We start from the raw sequence: 16543 nt of genomic DNA, 5'->3' as shown, positions 1-16543 counted from the left end.
GCACTTAAGTAGACTGCGATGAAATAAAAAAGTTCGAAACATTTTTAAAAAATTTGAAAAAACTTGAAAAATCGCCCCCATAAAGGGCTGGTCAGCCTTCTATTTGGGCTAAAAAGCTATTCTACAAGTTTTGTCACGGAGAAACAGGCTCCTTTAGGGGCTTCAACTGAAAATTTGTTATTTTTGTCTGTTTCACTTGTAAGATGTTAGTATTTCATGATTTTTCTTAACAGAGTTGTTTCGGGTATATGAGCGAAACCAGTCAATACAGTTGTGATGTGTTAATCGTCGGCAGTGGTGCTGCCGGACTCAGTCTGGCACTAAAGCTCAGCGCTGACCTGAACATCATTATCGTCAGCAAGAGTAAATTGTCTGAAGGCTCCACTAAATATGCCCAGGGTGGCGTTGCTGCCGTATTTGATGAGAACGACAGTATTGAGTCTCATATTCAGGACACTATGATTGCCGGTGGAGGTTTATGTGACGAAAACACCGTACGCTACACTGCAGAACACGCCAGAGAGTGCATGGAATGGTTAATTAATACCGGTGTGCCCTTCGACCAGGAAGAAGACTCACAAGGCAATACCCGCTTTCACCTTACCCGCGAAGGGGGTCATTCGCATCGTCGCATTTTGCACGCCGCAGACGCCACAGGCAAAGCCATTCAAAAAACTCTGGGGCAACAAGTAAAAGAACATCCCAACATTGAAGTGATGGAGCGCTTTAATGTGGTGGATCTGATCAAAAGCAAACAAAACACGAAACGGGTGTTGGGTGCCTACGTCTGGAACCGCAATGCCGAAAAAGTAGAAGTCATTAAAAGTCAGTTCGTGGTTTTGGCCACAGGTGGTGCCAGCAAAGTCTACCAATACACATCTAATCCGGATATTGCCAGCGGTGATGGTATTGCCATGGCCTGGCGCGCCGGTTGTCGGGTGGCTAATATGGAATTTAATCAGTTTCATCCCACCTGCTTATATCACCCCGAGGCAAAGAACTTTTTAATTACCGAAGCACTGCGCGGCGAAGGGGCCTGGCTATGCCATAAAGACGGCACCCGCTTTATGCACAAGTTTGATGAACGCCTGGAACTGGCTCCCCGGGATATCGTAGCCCGCGCCATCGACTTTGAAATGAAACGCCTGGGTGCCGATTGCATGTACCTGGATATCAGCCATAAACCGGCTGAATTTATCATTAAGCACTTTCCCACCATTTATCGCAAATGCCGTTCTTTAGGTATCGATATCACCAAACAGGCGATTCCGGTGGTGCCTGCCGCTCACTATAGTTGTGGCGGTGTGATGACCGACCTGAATGCCAAAACTGATTTGGATAACGTGTACGCCATCGGCGAAGTGGCCTATACCGGATTACACGGTGCCAATCGCATGGCCAGTAATTCACTACTGGAATGCGTGGTATTCGCCTGGGCTGCGGCGCAATCTATCATGGCACAAAAACAAATCAGCCTGCCTGACGAACCGATTCAGGCCTGGGATGAAAGTCAGGTGTGTGACTCTGACGAAGAAGTGGTGATTCAGCACAACTGGCACGAGTTGCGCCTGTTTATGTGGGATTACATGGGCATAGTACGTACCGACAAGCGGCTGGAGCGTGCACTGCGCCGCATTCAGTTGTTACAACAGGAAATTCAGGAATATTATGCCAACTTTCGGGTCAGCAACAATCAGTTGGAACTGCGTAACCTGGTGACTGTGGCAGAGTTAATGGTGCACTGCGCCCTGGCCCGAAAAGAAAGCCGTGGGCTGCACTATAACCTTGACTGGCCGGACGCCTTGCCTGAGGCTATACCAACAGTTTTAACACCGGGGCAACTGCCGGAATATCTGAATTAACGTTTACGGCTCACTTTCTGCTGAGCAACGCTGGCTAAATCAGACATTGCCGTCGGATTAAATGCCACCCTGCCAGTCCGCAATCAATACCTGGGCATTAACGCTAATGCCGCCTGAGGTATTTTATCTGGGTGAATTTCAACGCCCAGCTTTTGTGCTTCTTTTGCGATAATGGCTCCCACCAAATCAGGTCTGTCCGGATTTTGTTTTTTGATCTCAGCCACCACATTGTCAAAAAAAGACGCGAATTCTCCAGGCGATACCACCAGCAATAACCTGGCCGGTTGCTCAGAATCATTCCAAAAACCGTGTAATGATCCTCTGGGTAAAACCACCAGGCCTCCCTTTTCCACTGGAATGATTTTATCCTCCTGTAAAAAATCCACTTTACCTTCCAGGACATAAAAGTGTTCGTCTTCATTGAGATGCACATGTGGAGGTGCCCCAAACGACTTTGCGGGTAATTCAAGTTCCAGTATTGCCACTTCAGAGGGGCTATCATCAGCTTTGGTTAAGAGCAGGGTTTTGTGTCCCGGAAAAGGAATAGCTTCAACCGCGCCAGGTGGCACCACTTTGGGCGCATGAGCAAAAGCGCCCTGGCAGATGATGAACAAAATTAAACAACTGATCTTTTTCATACCGATATCCCAAAGTCTGATATTGCAAAGTAAGAATCAAATACGGCTAATTCTCGCAACACCTTAGCTGATTGAATTTTAACCGACAAGAACAGCATCAGCTATCCAACGCGTTTAAGGTCTCGGTAATTTCACTGAATCGCGATACAAATTCACGGTGGATAGATTCACAAAGCCATTGCGGATTGTCAAAATCAGGGGTTTTCTGAATTACTATTTCAAAAATGGCGTATTCAGGCATGGTGCTGGAATTCACCCACTTAGTTGCCGCCAATTTATGCCAGTAATCACGCTGAGTGTCTTTGGTTTGCCCCAGCAACCAGAGTTCAAACTGCACTTTTTGATGGTTTAATACAATGGCCAGTTTGAGCTTGCGCTTTTTCAGAAAGTCATTTTGTATATAAAAATAGGTAAAATCGATGTAGCCATGCATGACACTCGCTACCGACATCTCAGCCTTATAGGTATTGTGAAACTCAGTTCTGATGCGTTGTAACTCAGCAACCAGCCTTTGATGTGTTGCCTGAATCTCGCCGCTGGCAAATACCTCTTTATAAGCCTGAATTCGGTTATTGAGACTGTCTTTGTTCATCTTCCCTGCTCCTGTTACAAACCAGTTAATTAAGAGGTAATTTGTAGATCACCACAAGCATGCACACTGTCGCCACTGATTAATCTGAATGCTGTGCAATTGGCATCAGCATCTGAACACAAAGTAATATTCGCTGGTAAAAACACCGGTTTACGAAAGGCGATATTTGCCACCACCGGGTCACTGTCGTTATCTTTTAGTAATGTACTCAAGGCCCTGGCTTTTAACAACATTCCGTGAGCAATGTGACGACGAAAACCAAAAAGTTTAGCTGCCAAAGGAAACAGATGAATAGGGTTATAGTCCCCCGAGGCCGCTGCATACTCACGCCCAGCCGAAGATAACAGATGCCATTCAGTGTTTGTCATGAGCGAGCCAGCAGCGGTATCGCTTTCTGCTACCTTTTGCTTGGTTGCTTTTCCCTTTTGCGCAGACTGAACCACCAAATTGCTAGCCTTGCCCTGATAAACCAATTCATTGTTTGACAGTGCCTCCAATACAATATCAAACAGTACGCCCTTGGTGTGTTGTCGATAATTGTCCAAACGGCACTGCAATTGGTACGTTTGGTTCACGGGTAACGGCTTATATAAAGTCACCCTGTTTTCAACGTGCACCAGCCCCAGCGGTGAAAAAGGAAATTGTTGATCGGACAGGAGGTTCAGATACATGGGCATCGCTGCCACCTGTAGCCAGGTAGGTGCTAAATACGATGACGACTGCCAGCCAACCACCTGATTAAATTGGGTTACTTTGCCAGGCTTTGGCGTTAACTGGGCCGTCAGGCATTCACTACCATTAAGGGTATCGGCCCCCGTCACTGTATTGCCTTTGAACAGACTCTGCAGCAAGCGAAAGCGATTTAACGTCAGCGAGTTTCCAATGAGGGTATTGATGGCCACAAGGTTATTTCCTGATGATCTGATTAACAATGCGACAAAGGTGCCGCCAGTCAGCATCGCTGACACTGTCTTTGAACAACATCCGGTGCTGACGGGGAGAGGTCATGGGGCTTTCCAGCACCAACCAATGCCACCAGCCGTTAAATCGGGAACGGGAAGAGATTTGCCAGCTGATATCAGATTGCGGTTGTAACCAAATCACCCTGCCATCCTCATCAACCTGGAAGATTTGCTCTTGGTCCTTTTGACAAAGCTTAGGCCAAAAATAAAGGCCCAGGCACAGCGTAAATAAACCCTGTATCCACTGTTGATACACAAAAATATCCGACTTCCAACTCCAGACAGAGGCTACCATCAACAGTAAAATCGCCCCGTTCAGGTAGCGCCGGTAATGGGAGTCGCTTACCTGTATCCTAAACTTTGACACGGTTCAGAATAATACTCACCATGCGTGCTAACTCGTTGTCATCACATTTCTGATGCCCCATAAACCAGGCATAAAGATCCGGATCATCACAGGTAAGCAAGCGTTCGAACAGTTCTTTGTCCTGATAACTCAATTCTTCAAATGCCTCATCAGCAAAGGGCATAAACAAGACATCAAGTTCTAACATGCCGCGGCGGCAGGCCCACTTCAGACGGGAAAATCGTTTCTTCTCAAATTCCATACTATTTAACATCTATTCAACACTGGCGGGATTCTAACAATTAACGTCGCGAAATGCTTGCATGTTGATACATCATCCCAATATATGATCGCCATAAAACACAGTTTCAGATTAGGGCATTATGGCAACATTAACTCCACTCAGCACATTTGGCGTTTTAAAGTTTGCAGGACCAGAGGCTAAAACTTATCTGCAAGGCCAGATAACCAGCGACATAAGCAAACTTACTGAAGACGCGGTACAGTTTACCTGTCAGTGCGACTCCAAAGGAAAAGTGATCAGCAGCTTTTATCTGTTAGCTCAGGATGACGCCTATTTATTGATTGGATTTACACAAAGTCTGCAGGCCAGTCTGACGGCATTCAAAAAGTTTGCGGTATTCGCCAAGGTGGATATTACCGATATCAGCGATGATGTCACTCTGTATGGCTTTGATGGTGACGGTGCTACCCGGTTGGATAACGATGCAATTGCTGCGCAGTTGCCCACGGAAAAAATGCAGCTTGCCCGAGTCGCGGACAAGCTCGTTTTTAAACTGCCGGACAACAGCGCCAGATTCATCTGTCTGACGTCCCAATCGCTGCCCGCAGAAAACCATACCGGCTCAGAGCAAGACTGGCTAGTGGCCGATATACAGGCCGGTATTCCCCACCTGCTGGGCAATGTCAGTGCTGAATACATTCCGCAGATGTTAAATCTGCAGGCTCTGGACGCCATCAGCTTTACCAAAGGCTGCTACATGGGTCAGGAGACGGTTGCCAGAGCTAAATACCTGGGCAAAAATAAACGCGCCGGCTATATATTACAGGGCCAATTAACGGATAAGGTGCCGCAAGACGACACCATTGAGATGCAATTGGGAGAAAATTGGCGGCGAGCCGGCACAATTGCTAATATAGTCAGCAGTGAGCAAGATGGTACTACCTGGGTATTTGCCGTTTTGCCAAATGATATTGAAAATGACGCCGTGTTGAGGTTTAAGTCTATGCCAGATTCCAGACTCAGCATCCACTCACTCCCCTATTCAGTCGAATAGAATAAATCCTGACAGGATCACAATGAATATTGAAAACAATCATGTAGTTACCATGCATTATCTCGTCTCCACCAGTGATGGCACTGAGTTGGACAGTTCTTTTGATGGCGAGCCATTAGTCTTTATCCACGGTATGGGCTTTTTAATTCCAGGTCTGGAAGATGCGTTAATCGGCAAAACCGCCGGTGAAAAATTTGATGTTGCCGTTGTAGCGGCTGAGGCCTATGGCGAAAGGCACGATGCACTGGTTCAGGTAGTGCCAAAAACCATGTTCGAAGGTATGGAAGTAGCTCCGGGCCTGCAATTCAGAGCCACCACAGACCACGGTGAGCAATCGGTAATGGTTATTGATGTTACAGACGAAGGTGTTGTTATTGATGGCAACCATCCGTTAGCGGGTCAGGATCTGTCTTTCTCGGTTGAAATAGTGTCAGTCAGAGAAGCCACTGCCGAAGAACTGGAACATGGCCATGTTCATAGTGAAGGTGGCTGCGGACACCAGCACTAATCCACACGATACATTAATGAGTATAAAAGCCGCATTACACAATGCGGTTTTTTCATATTAGCCCCGGCTAAATCCAGGTTAATATGAGACAGCATTTCTCAACATAAAGACAAACCGGAACAACAAAATGCAAAAAAGAATGAAAAACCGGATCCTGCAATCATTGCCCCTGCTACTGAGCCTGGGTTTAGCGCCTTTAACGACAGTCGCACAGGAACAAGCCAGCACGGCAGCAGAAGAAAGCAAAGAGTGGGACGTTTTAAATCCCCCTTTTGAATTGCAACAAACCAAGGTCAAAACAGATGAAGTCACCTGGTCCAGTCTGGATGTGACACCGGATGGTAATCGCTTTGTATTCGATATGTTGGGCGACCTCTATATCGCAGACATCCAGGGCGGTAATGCTACCAGTCTGACTCAGGATTTTGCCTGGAATATTCAGCCCAGTGTGTCACCCGATGGCAAAAAAATCGCGTTTATTTCCGATCGCGGCGGAATTTCCAATCTGTGGAGCATGAACATAGATGGCACCGATCTTAAAAAACTAAGCAACGAAGACGCCAATATTCTGCACTCTCCTAAGTGGAGTCCTGATGGCCAGTATATCGCTGTGATGAAAGGCATCATGTCTTCCCGCAGTATCCCAGCCGGAGAAATCTGGTTGTATCACTATGCCGGTGGCAAAGGTTTACCGGTAGTCAAACGGGCCAGCGGTAACAAAGAACAAAACAACATTTCCGATCCGGCTTTTTCACCAGATGGGCAATACCTGTATTACACCCAAAACACCGTCGGTGGACACGGTTTCTCATACAATCGCGATCCGCTAAAAGGTATTTTTGCTGTTAAACGTTACGATCTGGAAAAGGGTGAAACTGAAACCTACATTTCCGGCACCGGCGGCGCCGTCGTACCAACGCCCTCTCCGGATGGCAAATATGTGGCCTTTATTCGCCGCGTTAAAAACAAAACCGGCTTATTTCTGAAAAACAATAAAGACGGCACTGAAACGCCACTGTTTCTAAACCTTGAACGCGATATGCAGGAAGGTTTCGGGTCTGAGGGTTATTTTGCTTATTATGACTGGATGCCGGACAGCCAAAGCCTGGTGTTCTGGACAGGCGGAAAATTCCATAAAATTAATGTCAATGATCAATCTCTGGAAACCATTCCGGTAAATGTTGATGCCACATTGCAATACGCCGACGGCATTCGCTTCGATGTGGATGTGGCACCGGAGCAATTTGAAACCAAGATGCATCGCTGGTCGCAAAAGTCACCGGATGGCAAAAGCATTCTGTTTCAGGCACTGGGCAAACTCTACGTTAAAGACATGGCATCAGGTAAAACTAAGCGCCTGACAGACCAGGACAGTCATGATGAATATTACCCGCGCTATTCCCATGACGGTAAAACCATCGTTTACACCACCTGGCATGATCTTGAGTTAGGCTCTGTGCGCACTGTACCTGCTACAGGTGGCCGCAGTACAATTATCACCCAATATCCGGGTCACTATGTTGAACCCAGTTTCAGCACAGACGATAAGCTAATCACCTACCGCAAGTTCACCGGTGGCTACCTGTTATCGCCACAGTGGTCAGTAGAGCCAGGCATCTATGTGCACGATATTGCGGCCAATAGCAGCAAACGTGTCAGCAAATCCGGCAGTAATCCACACTTTGCGGGCGATAACAGCCGGGTGTACTTCACAGAGTCTGTCGCTGGCAGCGATTATCCGGAACGTCAGTTAGTGAGCGTTAACCTTGATGGCGAAGATAAAAAAGAACACCTGTACGGTGCAGATAACATCCTGGAATACCGTCTTTCACCGGATAAAAAGTGGGTGGCCTTTACTCAGCAATATAAACCTTATGTTGCTGCCTTTGCTGATCTGGGAATGCGCCTGAGCATTAACGCTGGCACCAAAGATATTCCGGTAAAACAAATTTCTGAGGAAGCCGGTGAGTATTTATCCTGGTCATCGAAAAGTGACGCGGTGGGCTGGTTTCACGGTCCCCGGTACTACGAGCGCAGCCTGGACAGTTCTTTTGATTTCCTGGCAGAGTCAGAGTTAAGTGGCAAAGAACAAGCCAGCAAGACTAATTTATCCATGCCTCAAACCAGCTACAAACCCAGTGGTCATGTAGCCCTGGTTGGTGGCACCGTTGTCACCATGCGCAATGCCGACAATCAAAAAGAGGTATTAGAAAACGCCACAGTCTTGATTAAAGATAACCGCATTGTTGCGGTGGGTGCTGAAGCCGATGTCATTATTCCTAAAAACGCATTGCAACTAAACGCAAAGGGAAAAACCATCGTTCCAGGTCTGATTGATGCCCACGCCCATGGCAGTCAGGGCAGTGAAGAAATCATTCCACAGCAAAACTGGGAAATGTACTCACTGTTAGCCTTTGGTGTCACCACTATCCACGATCCGTCCAACGACACTACGGAGATTTTCTCAGCTTCGGAATTACAAAAAGCCGGTAAAATCGTCGCCCCCAGAATCTACTCTACTGGCACTATCTTGTACGGCGCGGAAGCACTGGGTTACAAAGCCATAGTCAACAATTATGAGGATGCCCTGTTTCATCTGCAGCGTTTAAAAGACGTAGGTGCAATATCAGTGAAGAGCTACAACCAGCCTGCCCGCTCGCAGCGTCAGCAGATACTGGCAGCCGCACAGGAGCTGGGCATGATGGTGGTGCCTGAAGGCGGTGGTAAGTTGCAGCAAAACCTGAGCATGATGGTAGATGGCCACACCGGACTTGAACACTCTTTACCGATTGCCCGTGGATACTCTGATCTGACCCAGCTTTGGTCCGCCACCAAATTTGGTTATACCCCCACCTTTGTGGTGTCCTATGGCGGTATGATGGGTGAAGAATACTTCTACGATCGCACCGAGGTCTGGAAAAATCCGCGCCTGTTGCGTTACACCCCCAGCTATTTACTGGATGAGCGTTCTATCCGACGCCCAACGGCACCGGATAATCAATATAACCATGTAGCTGTCGCCGAATATGCCAAAGAGCTGCGCGATAATGGTGTAGGTGTACACATTGGTGCCCACGGTCAGCGCGAAGGTCTGGCAGCTCATTGGGAAATGTGGATCATGAACCAAGGTGGATTCAGTGCCTGGGAAGCCTTGCGCGGCGCAACAATAGACGGTGCTAAACACCTGGGTATGGATAAGGATATCGGCAGTATCGAAACCGGAAAACTGGCGGATCTAGTGGTCATTGAAGGTGATGTACTGAGTGATATCCGCCTGAGTGAAATGGTGCAATACACCATCATTAATGGTCGGGTTTTTGATGCGGCTACCATGAGTGAGTTTGGCAAAAAAGGTAAACGCAATAAATTCTTCTTTGAAGATGATAATGAAGCCTTTATGCCGGAAGCCACCAGAGCGGCCATCGAGGCCAAATCAGAACGTCATCATTGGGTGCATTAAGCCCAATTTAAGATACCTTACTAAACAAAAATCCAGCTCCCTGAGCTGGATTTTTTTATACTTGCATTGACGTTAGCACCATCTTTGTAGCCAATCTTCAGGTTTTATTCTGCATTTATCCAGGAGGGCTGTGAGCCGTTTTTAACAACTTGGTATAAACCGGAACCATCGACATTGATAATATGGATATCATATAAACCTTCAACATTATCAGAGACAAAAGCTATTTTCGCGCCGTCAGGAGACCATACAGGATCCCAATCAGACAATTCATTGTTGGTCAAACGCCTTTCATTTTCTCCATCAATATCCATTACATAAATTTCTCTATTGCCATCCCTGTCTGACATAAAAGCAACGTGTTTTCCATCAGGGGAAACCTCCGGATGCCAATCTTCAGCATCATTGTTTGTCAGTGTTATGATTTTGCTACCATCTCGATTTGCTATGCTTATTTCACTGGCTCCGGTTTTAGAGTGAAAAACTATTCTCCCATCAGGCATGAAAGACGCTCCTCCCCCGCTCAGTCCCTTAATTTGTTTTTGCTCACTTCCATCGGCATTCATAATCCAAATCTCTTCGTGTGTATTACCATCCTGGCTTTTTTTGTTTCTCGAGAACAGAATATGTCGGCCGTCTGGCGACCACGAAGGGGCAGCATCCCATACGTTTTTATCTGTAGTTAGCCTGACAACATTACTGCCGTCAATATTAGCCGTATGAATAGACCAGGTTTTGTAGCCATCATATTTTCCATAGAAAGCGAACTTGCTTCCATCAGGCGAAACAACCGGGTAACCATCTGACAATGTGTAACTGGCCAATTTGGTTCTCTTTTTTCCAGTAATATCAGTAGAAAAAATCTCACGACTTTTTCCTTCAAAAGACGAGTAAATAAGGGCGTGAGAATCAGCCTCTGATGCTTGAGCCTGGGAGATAAATAAAAGCGACAAAGCCACTAACCTCAAAAAACTGTGGTCACAGTGGTCAAATTTGAAAATTTTGTTCATTTTAGTCCTTACGAAACCAGCATTAGTTTTGACAGCTAAGAAACCGAAACTATTACTGTTAAATTAAGCGAAGAGTTTAAATTGTTCGAACCCAAAAAGTCTCTGCTACCTGACGTAAAAAACACGCTCCTGGTCTGATTAAAAAGGAAAGCGATGCCGTTGTCCTTCAGGACATTTCATACACTTGTGCTCTGTAAAATCCATACCAACCTACATTGTTCTCCTGCTCTTTAAGCTGGGCGAAGTTTAAGTTGGGTGTCATTGTTAGAATTTCGAAAGCTGTATAGTTCAATACTCGGGTCTGAGATTTTCAATAACTTGTGCGTCCACCCACATTATTTCCAAATCAGGCATCTTGCAGCGGCGACAAAAAAACAAATATTTACCATCAGGGGTGACATTTGCCCCTCCGTCTTCCCCTTCGGTGTTAATTTCCGGCCCCAGGTTAATGGCCTCTCCCCAGGAACCATCAGGTTTACGGAAACTGACATACATGTCACTGGAGCCAAACCCGCCTTCCCGTTCGCTGTCCCACATCAGGTAAGATTCATCCGGGGCAATAAAGGGATGAGCAGTCCATTTTCCAGCGTTAATCTGTTTGCCGAATGGTTTGGGGTCTTCGTGCTTACCATCCACCAGGCGAGAATAGCGAATCTGGCCATCGCCGCTTCGGCTCATCTCATCGAACACATAGGTGTCATTGCTTGAGGCAGTTAAACGCATAATACGGAACGCTTCAAAGGCAGGCCCGAGGCTTTTCAGTTCTGACCAGCCATCTGCCGTGCGTTGCAGATAGCGATACCCTGAAAACATGGTGTTACCATCGGGTGAAATCGACTTACCCATATGAAAATCCACTTCAGAAAGGGTCCACTTATTGTTTGTGGCAGTGAACACAAAACGTTTGTTTTCGCCAGTTTCCAGCATGCGTCTGCCAAAGTAGTACTGCGACATATCCGGAGTAAAGCTTCCTCCCCAGTCTCGGTAATCATCAGAAGGAACAGCGGGCGCAAACCGTTTTGGTGTTAAACCCGGTGGCGTTTGCCCAACATAAGGGCCTTGTAAAACCGGGGTTGAGTCCTGGCTATAACTCTCATGACTAAAAGTTATACCTGCAAGAAGAAGTAGAATTGATGTCCCAAGGGCTTTCATTATGCATCCATTTTTATTTTAATTTAACCTTCAATACACTACAGGCAAATCAGTAGAGTAAAATTAAAATCAGTTGGTTATACGATAAATTGAGGTGAATTGCAGGCTATCTGGACGTTTTTGTACCAGATGTGTAGCCACTGTTGCCTGTGGTTTCATTCTGATGTCCGAATTATGGATAAAATAATATTAAAAACTACTGATGTTATGGTGTAAATTTAATAAAAAGTGCGAAAGTAAAGTCAGATTTCTTTGTGAACAAACCCGAGATTGCATTTTGAAACGCTGTGACTTCCGGGGTTAATGTGTTTCTGCCTGGCATGATTGACGAATTAAAAAATCTGGCTAAATTTCAAACACCCTCTTTTGGTTAAGCGCCCTGAGGTTGCGCCTTTGGAGTGGGGGCTTCTTAAATCAATGAAGTTCGTCTGTGTTAGACTTGAGCTGAGTTAAATAAGGCTTAATTGTACAGCTTATAATTGTCAGTTGAACTGACATCACTGCAACGGTCCAACTAAACTCAGCAAAAATCTACTTCCCGAAACTAAAAAACCCGGTTAAAAGAACCGGGTTTTTACAAGCAAAATCGATGATGTTTACATCTTATCCAGGGTGTCTATACCCAGCAAATCCAAGCCGGTTGCAATGGTCTTTGCGGTAGCGGCTGCTAACATCAAACGACTCATCTTCACCTCTTCTGCCACATCAGACTTGAGCATAGGACACGCTTCATAGAAAGACATAAACAAGCTGGCCAATTCATACAAGTAGGTACACAGAACATGCGGTGTCGCTTCTGATACAACCTGGTCCAGCGCCTCAACGAACTGTCCCAGCTTTAAAGCCAATGCCAGCTCTTGTTCTGCCTGCAGATTCACCGGAGCAGAAATTGTTTGCAGCTCGATACCGGCCTTTCTGAAAATACTGACAATACGGGTGTAAGCATATTGCAGGTAAGGTGCGGTATTCCCCTCAAAACTGAGCATGGTGTCCCAGTTAAAAATGTAGTCGGTAGTACGGTTTTTACTCAGATCAGCATACTTAACCGCGCCGATACCGATTTTGGCAGCAATGTCTTTGCACTCCTCTGCAGTCAGATCAGAATCGCGTTCAGCCACCAGCTTTTCGGCGCGTTCAATGGCTTCATCCAGCAAGTCAGCTAATTTAATTGTGCCACCGGTACGGGTTTTGAACGGCTTACCGTCCTGGCCCAGCATCATGCCAAATGGGCAGTGCTCATAAGTGGTCTCAGGACGGCTAAAGCCCGCTTTGCGTCCTACGATTTCGGTTTGCTTAAAGTGCAGTGCCTGTCTGGCATCAGTGAAAATCAGGTTGCGATCTGCGCCTAACTCAAATGAGCGATAACGCATAGCAGCCAGATCCGTGGTGGAATATAAATAACCACCACCGGATTTTTGTACGATATAAACCGCAGGGTTGCCTTCCTTATCAGCCAGCTCTTCAATAAACACCACAACAGCGCCCTGGTCGTCAACCGCCAGTCCCTGCTCTTTCAGTTTACTGACCACATCAGCCAGTTGATCGTTATAAGCACTTTCGCCCATCACATCGTCGCGACTTAGCGTAACACCCAGTTTGTGATACACCTCTTCACTGTGCGCGATAGAGATATCGATGAACTGCTGCCACAACGCCATACATTGAGCATCGCCACTTTGCAGTTTTACAACCTGTGAGCGAGCGCGATCGGCAAAGCCCTCTTCTTCATCAAAACGGACTTTGGCTTCGCGATAAAAATCTTCCAAATCTGACAGCGCGGTTTCAGCCATTTGGTTGTCTTGCAACTTATCGCTGAAGTGCGCCAGCAACATTCCAAATTGCGTTCCCCAGTCACCCATGTGGTTTTGTCGGATCACAGTGTGCCCTAAAAACGCCAGTGCGCGTACCACGGCATCACCGATAATCGTTGAACGCAGGTGACCTACGTGCATTTCTTTCGCCAGGTTAGGAGAAGAATAATCCACGACCACTTTCTGTGATTCAGGTAGTACAACACCGAGTTTTGTCTCGTTGTTGATGCAGGTGACGCGACTGGCAATAAAATCCGGGCTTAAATGAATGTTAATAAAACCAGGACCGGCGATTTCCAGCTTTTCAGCAATGCCATCCAGGTCTACTGCATCCACGATGGACTGAGCGATATCTCGAGGCTTTTGTTTCAGGCTTTTGGCCAGTGCCATTGCGCCATTAAACTGATAGTGACCAAATCCGGCGCGGGTACTTTGCGTTAACGGCGCAGGTGCGTCTTCTGGCGCGCCAATGGCAGCAAGCGCAGCTTTAAAACGGGCTAAAAGTTGTTGTTGAATATTCATTTGTTCACTCAGTTCTTAATGTTCACGAGTTTGATGGAAAACCACATCAGGATGACGTTCCTGAGTTATTGACAGGTTGACCATAGTAGGCGCAATGTAAGTCAGGTTATCACCACCATCTAAGGCCAGATTGGCCTGTGCTTTACGGCGTAACTCTTCCAGGTGCTTTTCTTGTTTCGCTGAAACCCAGCGAGCCGTCGTCACATTAACGTGCTCATACAAGGCGTCCACATTGTATTCCGCTTTAAGACGCGCTACGACCACATCAAACTGCAGCACACCGACGGCGCCCACGATTAAGTCATTGTTCATTAGTGGTCTGAATACCTGAACCGCACCTTCTTCGGACAGCTGGATAAGACCTTTTAACAATTGCTTTTGCTTTAGCGGATCACGCAGACGAATGCGTTTAAACAGTTCCGGGGCAAAGTTGGGAATACCGGTGAACTGTATCTTTTCACCCGAGGTAAAGGTATCCCCTATCTGGATTGTACCGTGATTGTGCAATCCGATTATGTCACCGGCATAAGCTTCTTCCAGTACCGAACGGTCACCCGCCAGAAAGGTTACGGCATCAGAGATGCGTACGTCTTTGCCAATGCGGGTGTGGTGCATTTTCATGCCCTTTTCATATTTACCGGACACGATACGACAGAAGGCGATACGGTCGCGGTGTTTGGGGTCCATATTCGCCTGAATCTTAAAAATAAAGCCGGTAAACTTGTTTTCTTCAGAAGCAACTTCACGTTCATGGGTTTGACGCGACTGTGGCTTAGGTGCCCATTCCGTCAATCCATCCAGCATGTGGTCAACACCAAAGTTACCCAATGCGGTACCGAAGAATACCGGCGTTAATTCGCCACGCAAAAACTCTTCCTGATCGAATTCATGGCTGGCCCCTTGCACCAGTTCCAACATTTCCCGTAGTTCTTCGGCGTAACTGCCAATGGCTTCATCCAGTTCCGGATTGTCCAGTCCTTTGATGATGCGGCTGTTTTGAATGGTATGCCCCTGACCGGTTTTATACAGAATGGTTTCATCCCGCAGCAGGTGATAAACACCTTTGAATTCCTTACCCATGCCAATCGGCCAGGTGATAGGCGCACATTTGATGTTAAGTACATCTTCCACTTCATCCAACAATTCCAGCGGGTCGCGAATATCCCGGTCCAGCTTGTTCATAAACGTGATGATGGGCGTAGTACGCAGACGGGTTACTTCCATTAATTTTATGGTTCTGGCCTCAACACCTTTCGCGGAATCGATAACCATCAAACAGGAGTCAACCGCTGTTAAGGTGCGATAGGTATCTTCGGAGAAATCTTCGTGTCCGGGTGTGTCCAGCAGGTTGACCAGGTTGTCACCGTAAGGAAATTGCATTACCGAGGTGGTCACAGAGATACCACGCTCTTTTTCCATTTCCATCCAGTCGGATTTAGCATGCTGACCTGATTTTTTGCCCTTGACCGTACCCGCTGTTTGCAGCGCGTTTCCGAACAACAATACCTTTTCGGTAATGGTGGTTTTACCGGCATCAGGGTGAGAGATGATAGCGAAAGTCCTTCGCTTATTGATTTGATTAAGAAAATCGGCGTTTGCCATGTATCCAAATTCCCATTTTGTACGACGGATGTACAAAAAATAAAGTTAACTCTAAGCCCCGATGTATCGCTCAATAAAGAGTCAAGTAGTCTGCCAAGGCCTACAGCCAGCATAACCTCCCATCAAAGCATTGATAAAATTGAGCGCTATTCTAGCAAAATGCCTAAGCGCTATAAATCACACACCTAATACTTTTTTTAGTTTTTCTAACGCCAGCTTATGTTTTTCGTCAGACATGTTAGACAGGTTAACTTGTTTCCACTTAATGGCCGGCAGCTCGCTAACACCGCTCAATTGGAGTAGCGACCAGTCTGGCTCACGGTTTTTAAACGACACTAAAAACGTTTTTTCACTTTCATTTAGTCCCTTATGAATAAGCTCAACCAATCGCTCCCTAACAGCTTCAAGCTCTTTCAGGGGAACATCTGTTTCTGCCATGTTGGCAAATTCACCTGCATAAATGGCCGAAATATCCTTAAATTTCGGCGCTAGCAGCTCGGCCATCGGTCTATTGTGACTTGAGAGATACACCAGCAAAGCTATACGGATTTCGTCAGTTAGCCCTTCATTTTCCAAAAGCCACTTAACATCAAACAAATCTCTTGGGTGCTGTCTATCCAATGCAGCACATATTTTACCGGCATACAGATCAGCCAAAGCGACGACAGGAACTTCAACATAACCGAATTCATCTTCTACTGTGGCCGGCGTTTTTCAAGGTAGTTGTCGCCTAAGCCGTTAAGCTGCTTCTTTTTTGCTCTCCGGATTAAGTTCCACAAC

General features: G+C 46.5%; 13 protein-coding genes and 1 pseudogene. 4 read left to right on the top strand and 10 right to left on the bottom strand.

What is annotated here, in order from left to right; all coding sequences use genetic code 11:
- Window positions 1–248: 248 nt before the first annotated feature.
- Window positions 249–1862 carry an L-aspartate oxidase gene (nadB, locus tag AC0J20_RS16550; protein WP_229527977.1) on the top strand — a complete coding sequence of 538 codons (1614 nt, stop codon included), beginning with the start codon at window positions 249–251 and terminating at the stop codon, window positions 1860–1862.
- Window positions 1863–1945: 83 nt separating this feature from the next.
- Here nadB and AC0J20_RS16545 read toward each other — a convergent pair whose 3' ends face one another.
- The 5 genes from AC0J20_RS16545 to AC0J20_RS16525 all read right to left on the bottom strand — a co-directional run bounded on the left by AC0J20_RS16545 (window position 1946) and on the right by AC0J20_RS16525 (window position 4674).
- Complete coding sequence (locus AC0J20_RS16545) at window positions 1946–2500, bottom strand: cupin domain-containing protein (protein ID WP_473022577.1); 555 nt, start codon at window positions 2498–2500, stop codon at window positions 1946–1948.
- Between the two features lie 97 nt (window positions 2501–2597).
- Entirely contained in the window at window positions 2598–3092 is a 495-nt protein-coding gene (locus tag AC0J20_RS16540) for a DUF7000 family protein (protein WP_473022576.1), read from the bottom strand.
- Between the two features lie 29 nt (window positions 3093–3121).
- A complete protein-coding gene (locus AC0J20_RS16535; RefSeq protein ID WP_473022575.1) occupies window positions 3122–3994 on the bottom strand; it encodes a MaoC family dehydratase in 873 nt (290 codons plus the stop codon).
- 4 nt (window positions 3995–3998) lie between these two features.
- Window positions 3999–4421, bottom strand: coding sequence for a protein YgfX (locus AC0J20_RS16530; protein WP_473022574.1), 423 nt, complete (start codon window positions 4419–4421; stop codon window positions 3999–4001).
- Window positions 4408–4674: an FAD assembly factor SdhE gene (locus tag AC0J20_RS16525; protein WP_229527982.1), complete on the bottom strand. Its 267-nt coding sequence runs from the start codon at window positions 4672–4674 to the stop codon at window positions 4408–4410. The genes AC0J20_RS16530 and AC0J20_RS16525 overlap by 14 nt, the downstream gene beginning before the upstream one ends.
- A gap of 109 nt (window positions 4675–4783) precedes the next feature.
- Between AC0J20_RS16525 and ygfZ the strand changes: the two genes are divergently transcribed.
- The 3 genes from ygfZ (at window position 4784) to AC0J20_RS16510 (ending at window position 9666) form a co-directional block, all read left to right on the top strand.
- Window positions 4784–5698 (top strand): tRNA-modifying protein YgfZ, encoded by a 915-nt coding sequence (ygfZ, locus tag AC0J20_RS16520; RefSeq protein ID WP_473022573.1) that lies wholly within the window; start codon window positions 4784–4786, stop codon window positions 5696–5698.
- Window positions 5699–5720: 22 nt separating this feature from the next.
- On the top strand, window positions 5721–6206 hold the full coding sequence (locus AC0J20_RS16515; protein WP_229527984.1) for an FKBP-type peptidyl-prolyl cis-trans isomerase: 486 nt from the start codon (window positions 5721–5723) through the stop codon (window positions 6204–6206).
- Between the two features lie 127 nt (window positions 6207–6333).
- Entirely contained in the window at window positions 6334–9666 is a 3333-nt protein-coding gene (locus AC0J20_RS16510) for an amidohydrolase family protein (RefSeq protein ID WP_473022572.1), read from the top strand.
- A gap of 104 nt (window positions 9667–9770) precedes the next feature.
- On the opposite strand, the gene AC0J20_RS16505 is transcribed toward AC0J20_RS16510, so the two are convergent.
- The 5 genes and pseudogenes from AC0J20_RS16505 to AC0J20_RS16485 all read right to left on the bottom strand — a co-directional run.
- Window positions 9771–10676: a TolB family protein gene (locus AC0J20_RS16505; protein ID WP_473022571.1), complete on the bottom strand. Its 906-nt coding sequence runs from the start codon at window positions 10674–10676 to the stop codon at window positions 9771–9773.
- 288 nt (window positions 10677–10964) lie between these two features.
- Window positions 10965–11828: a TolB-like translocation protein gene (locus AC0J20_RS16500; RefSeq protein ID WP_473022570.1), complete on the bottom strand. Its 864-nt coding sequence runs from the start codon at window positions 11826–11828 to the stop codon at window positions 10965–10967.
- Window positions 11829–12424: 596 nt separating this feature from the next.
- Entirely contained in the window at window positions 12425–14161 is a 1737-nt protein-coding gene (gene argS / locus AC0J20_RS16495; RefSeq protein ID WP_473022569.1) for an arginine--tRNA ligase, read from the bottom strand.
- A gap of 15 nt (window positions 14162–14176) precedes the next feature.
- Entirely contained in the window at window positions 14177–15763 is a 1587-nt protein-coding gene (gene prfC, locus AC0J20_RS16490; protein WP_473022568.1) for a peptide chain release factor 3, read from the bottom strand.
- Window positions 15764–15940: 177 nt separating this feature from the next.
- A pseudogene (locus tag AC0J20_RS16485) lies at window positions 15941–16450 on the bottom strand (nucleotidyl transferase AbiEii/AbiGii toxin family protein); the annotation flags it as partial.
- Between the last annotated feature and the right edge of the window lie 93 nt (window positions 16451–16543).

It is taken from the genome of Planctobacterium sp. R6 (assembly GCF_055755215.1).
Note: the sequence above shows the minus strand (reverse complement) of the source record. Positions and strands in the feature narration are given on the sequence as shown.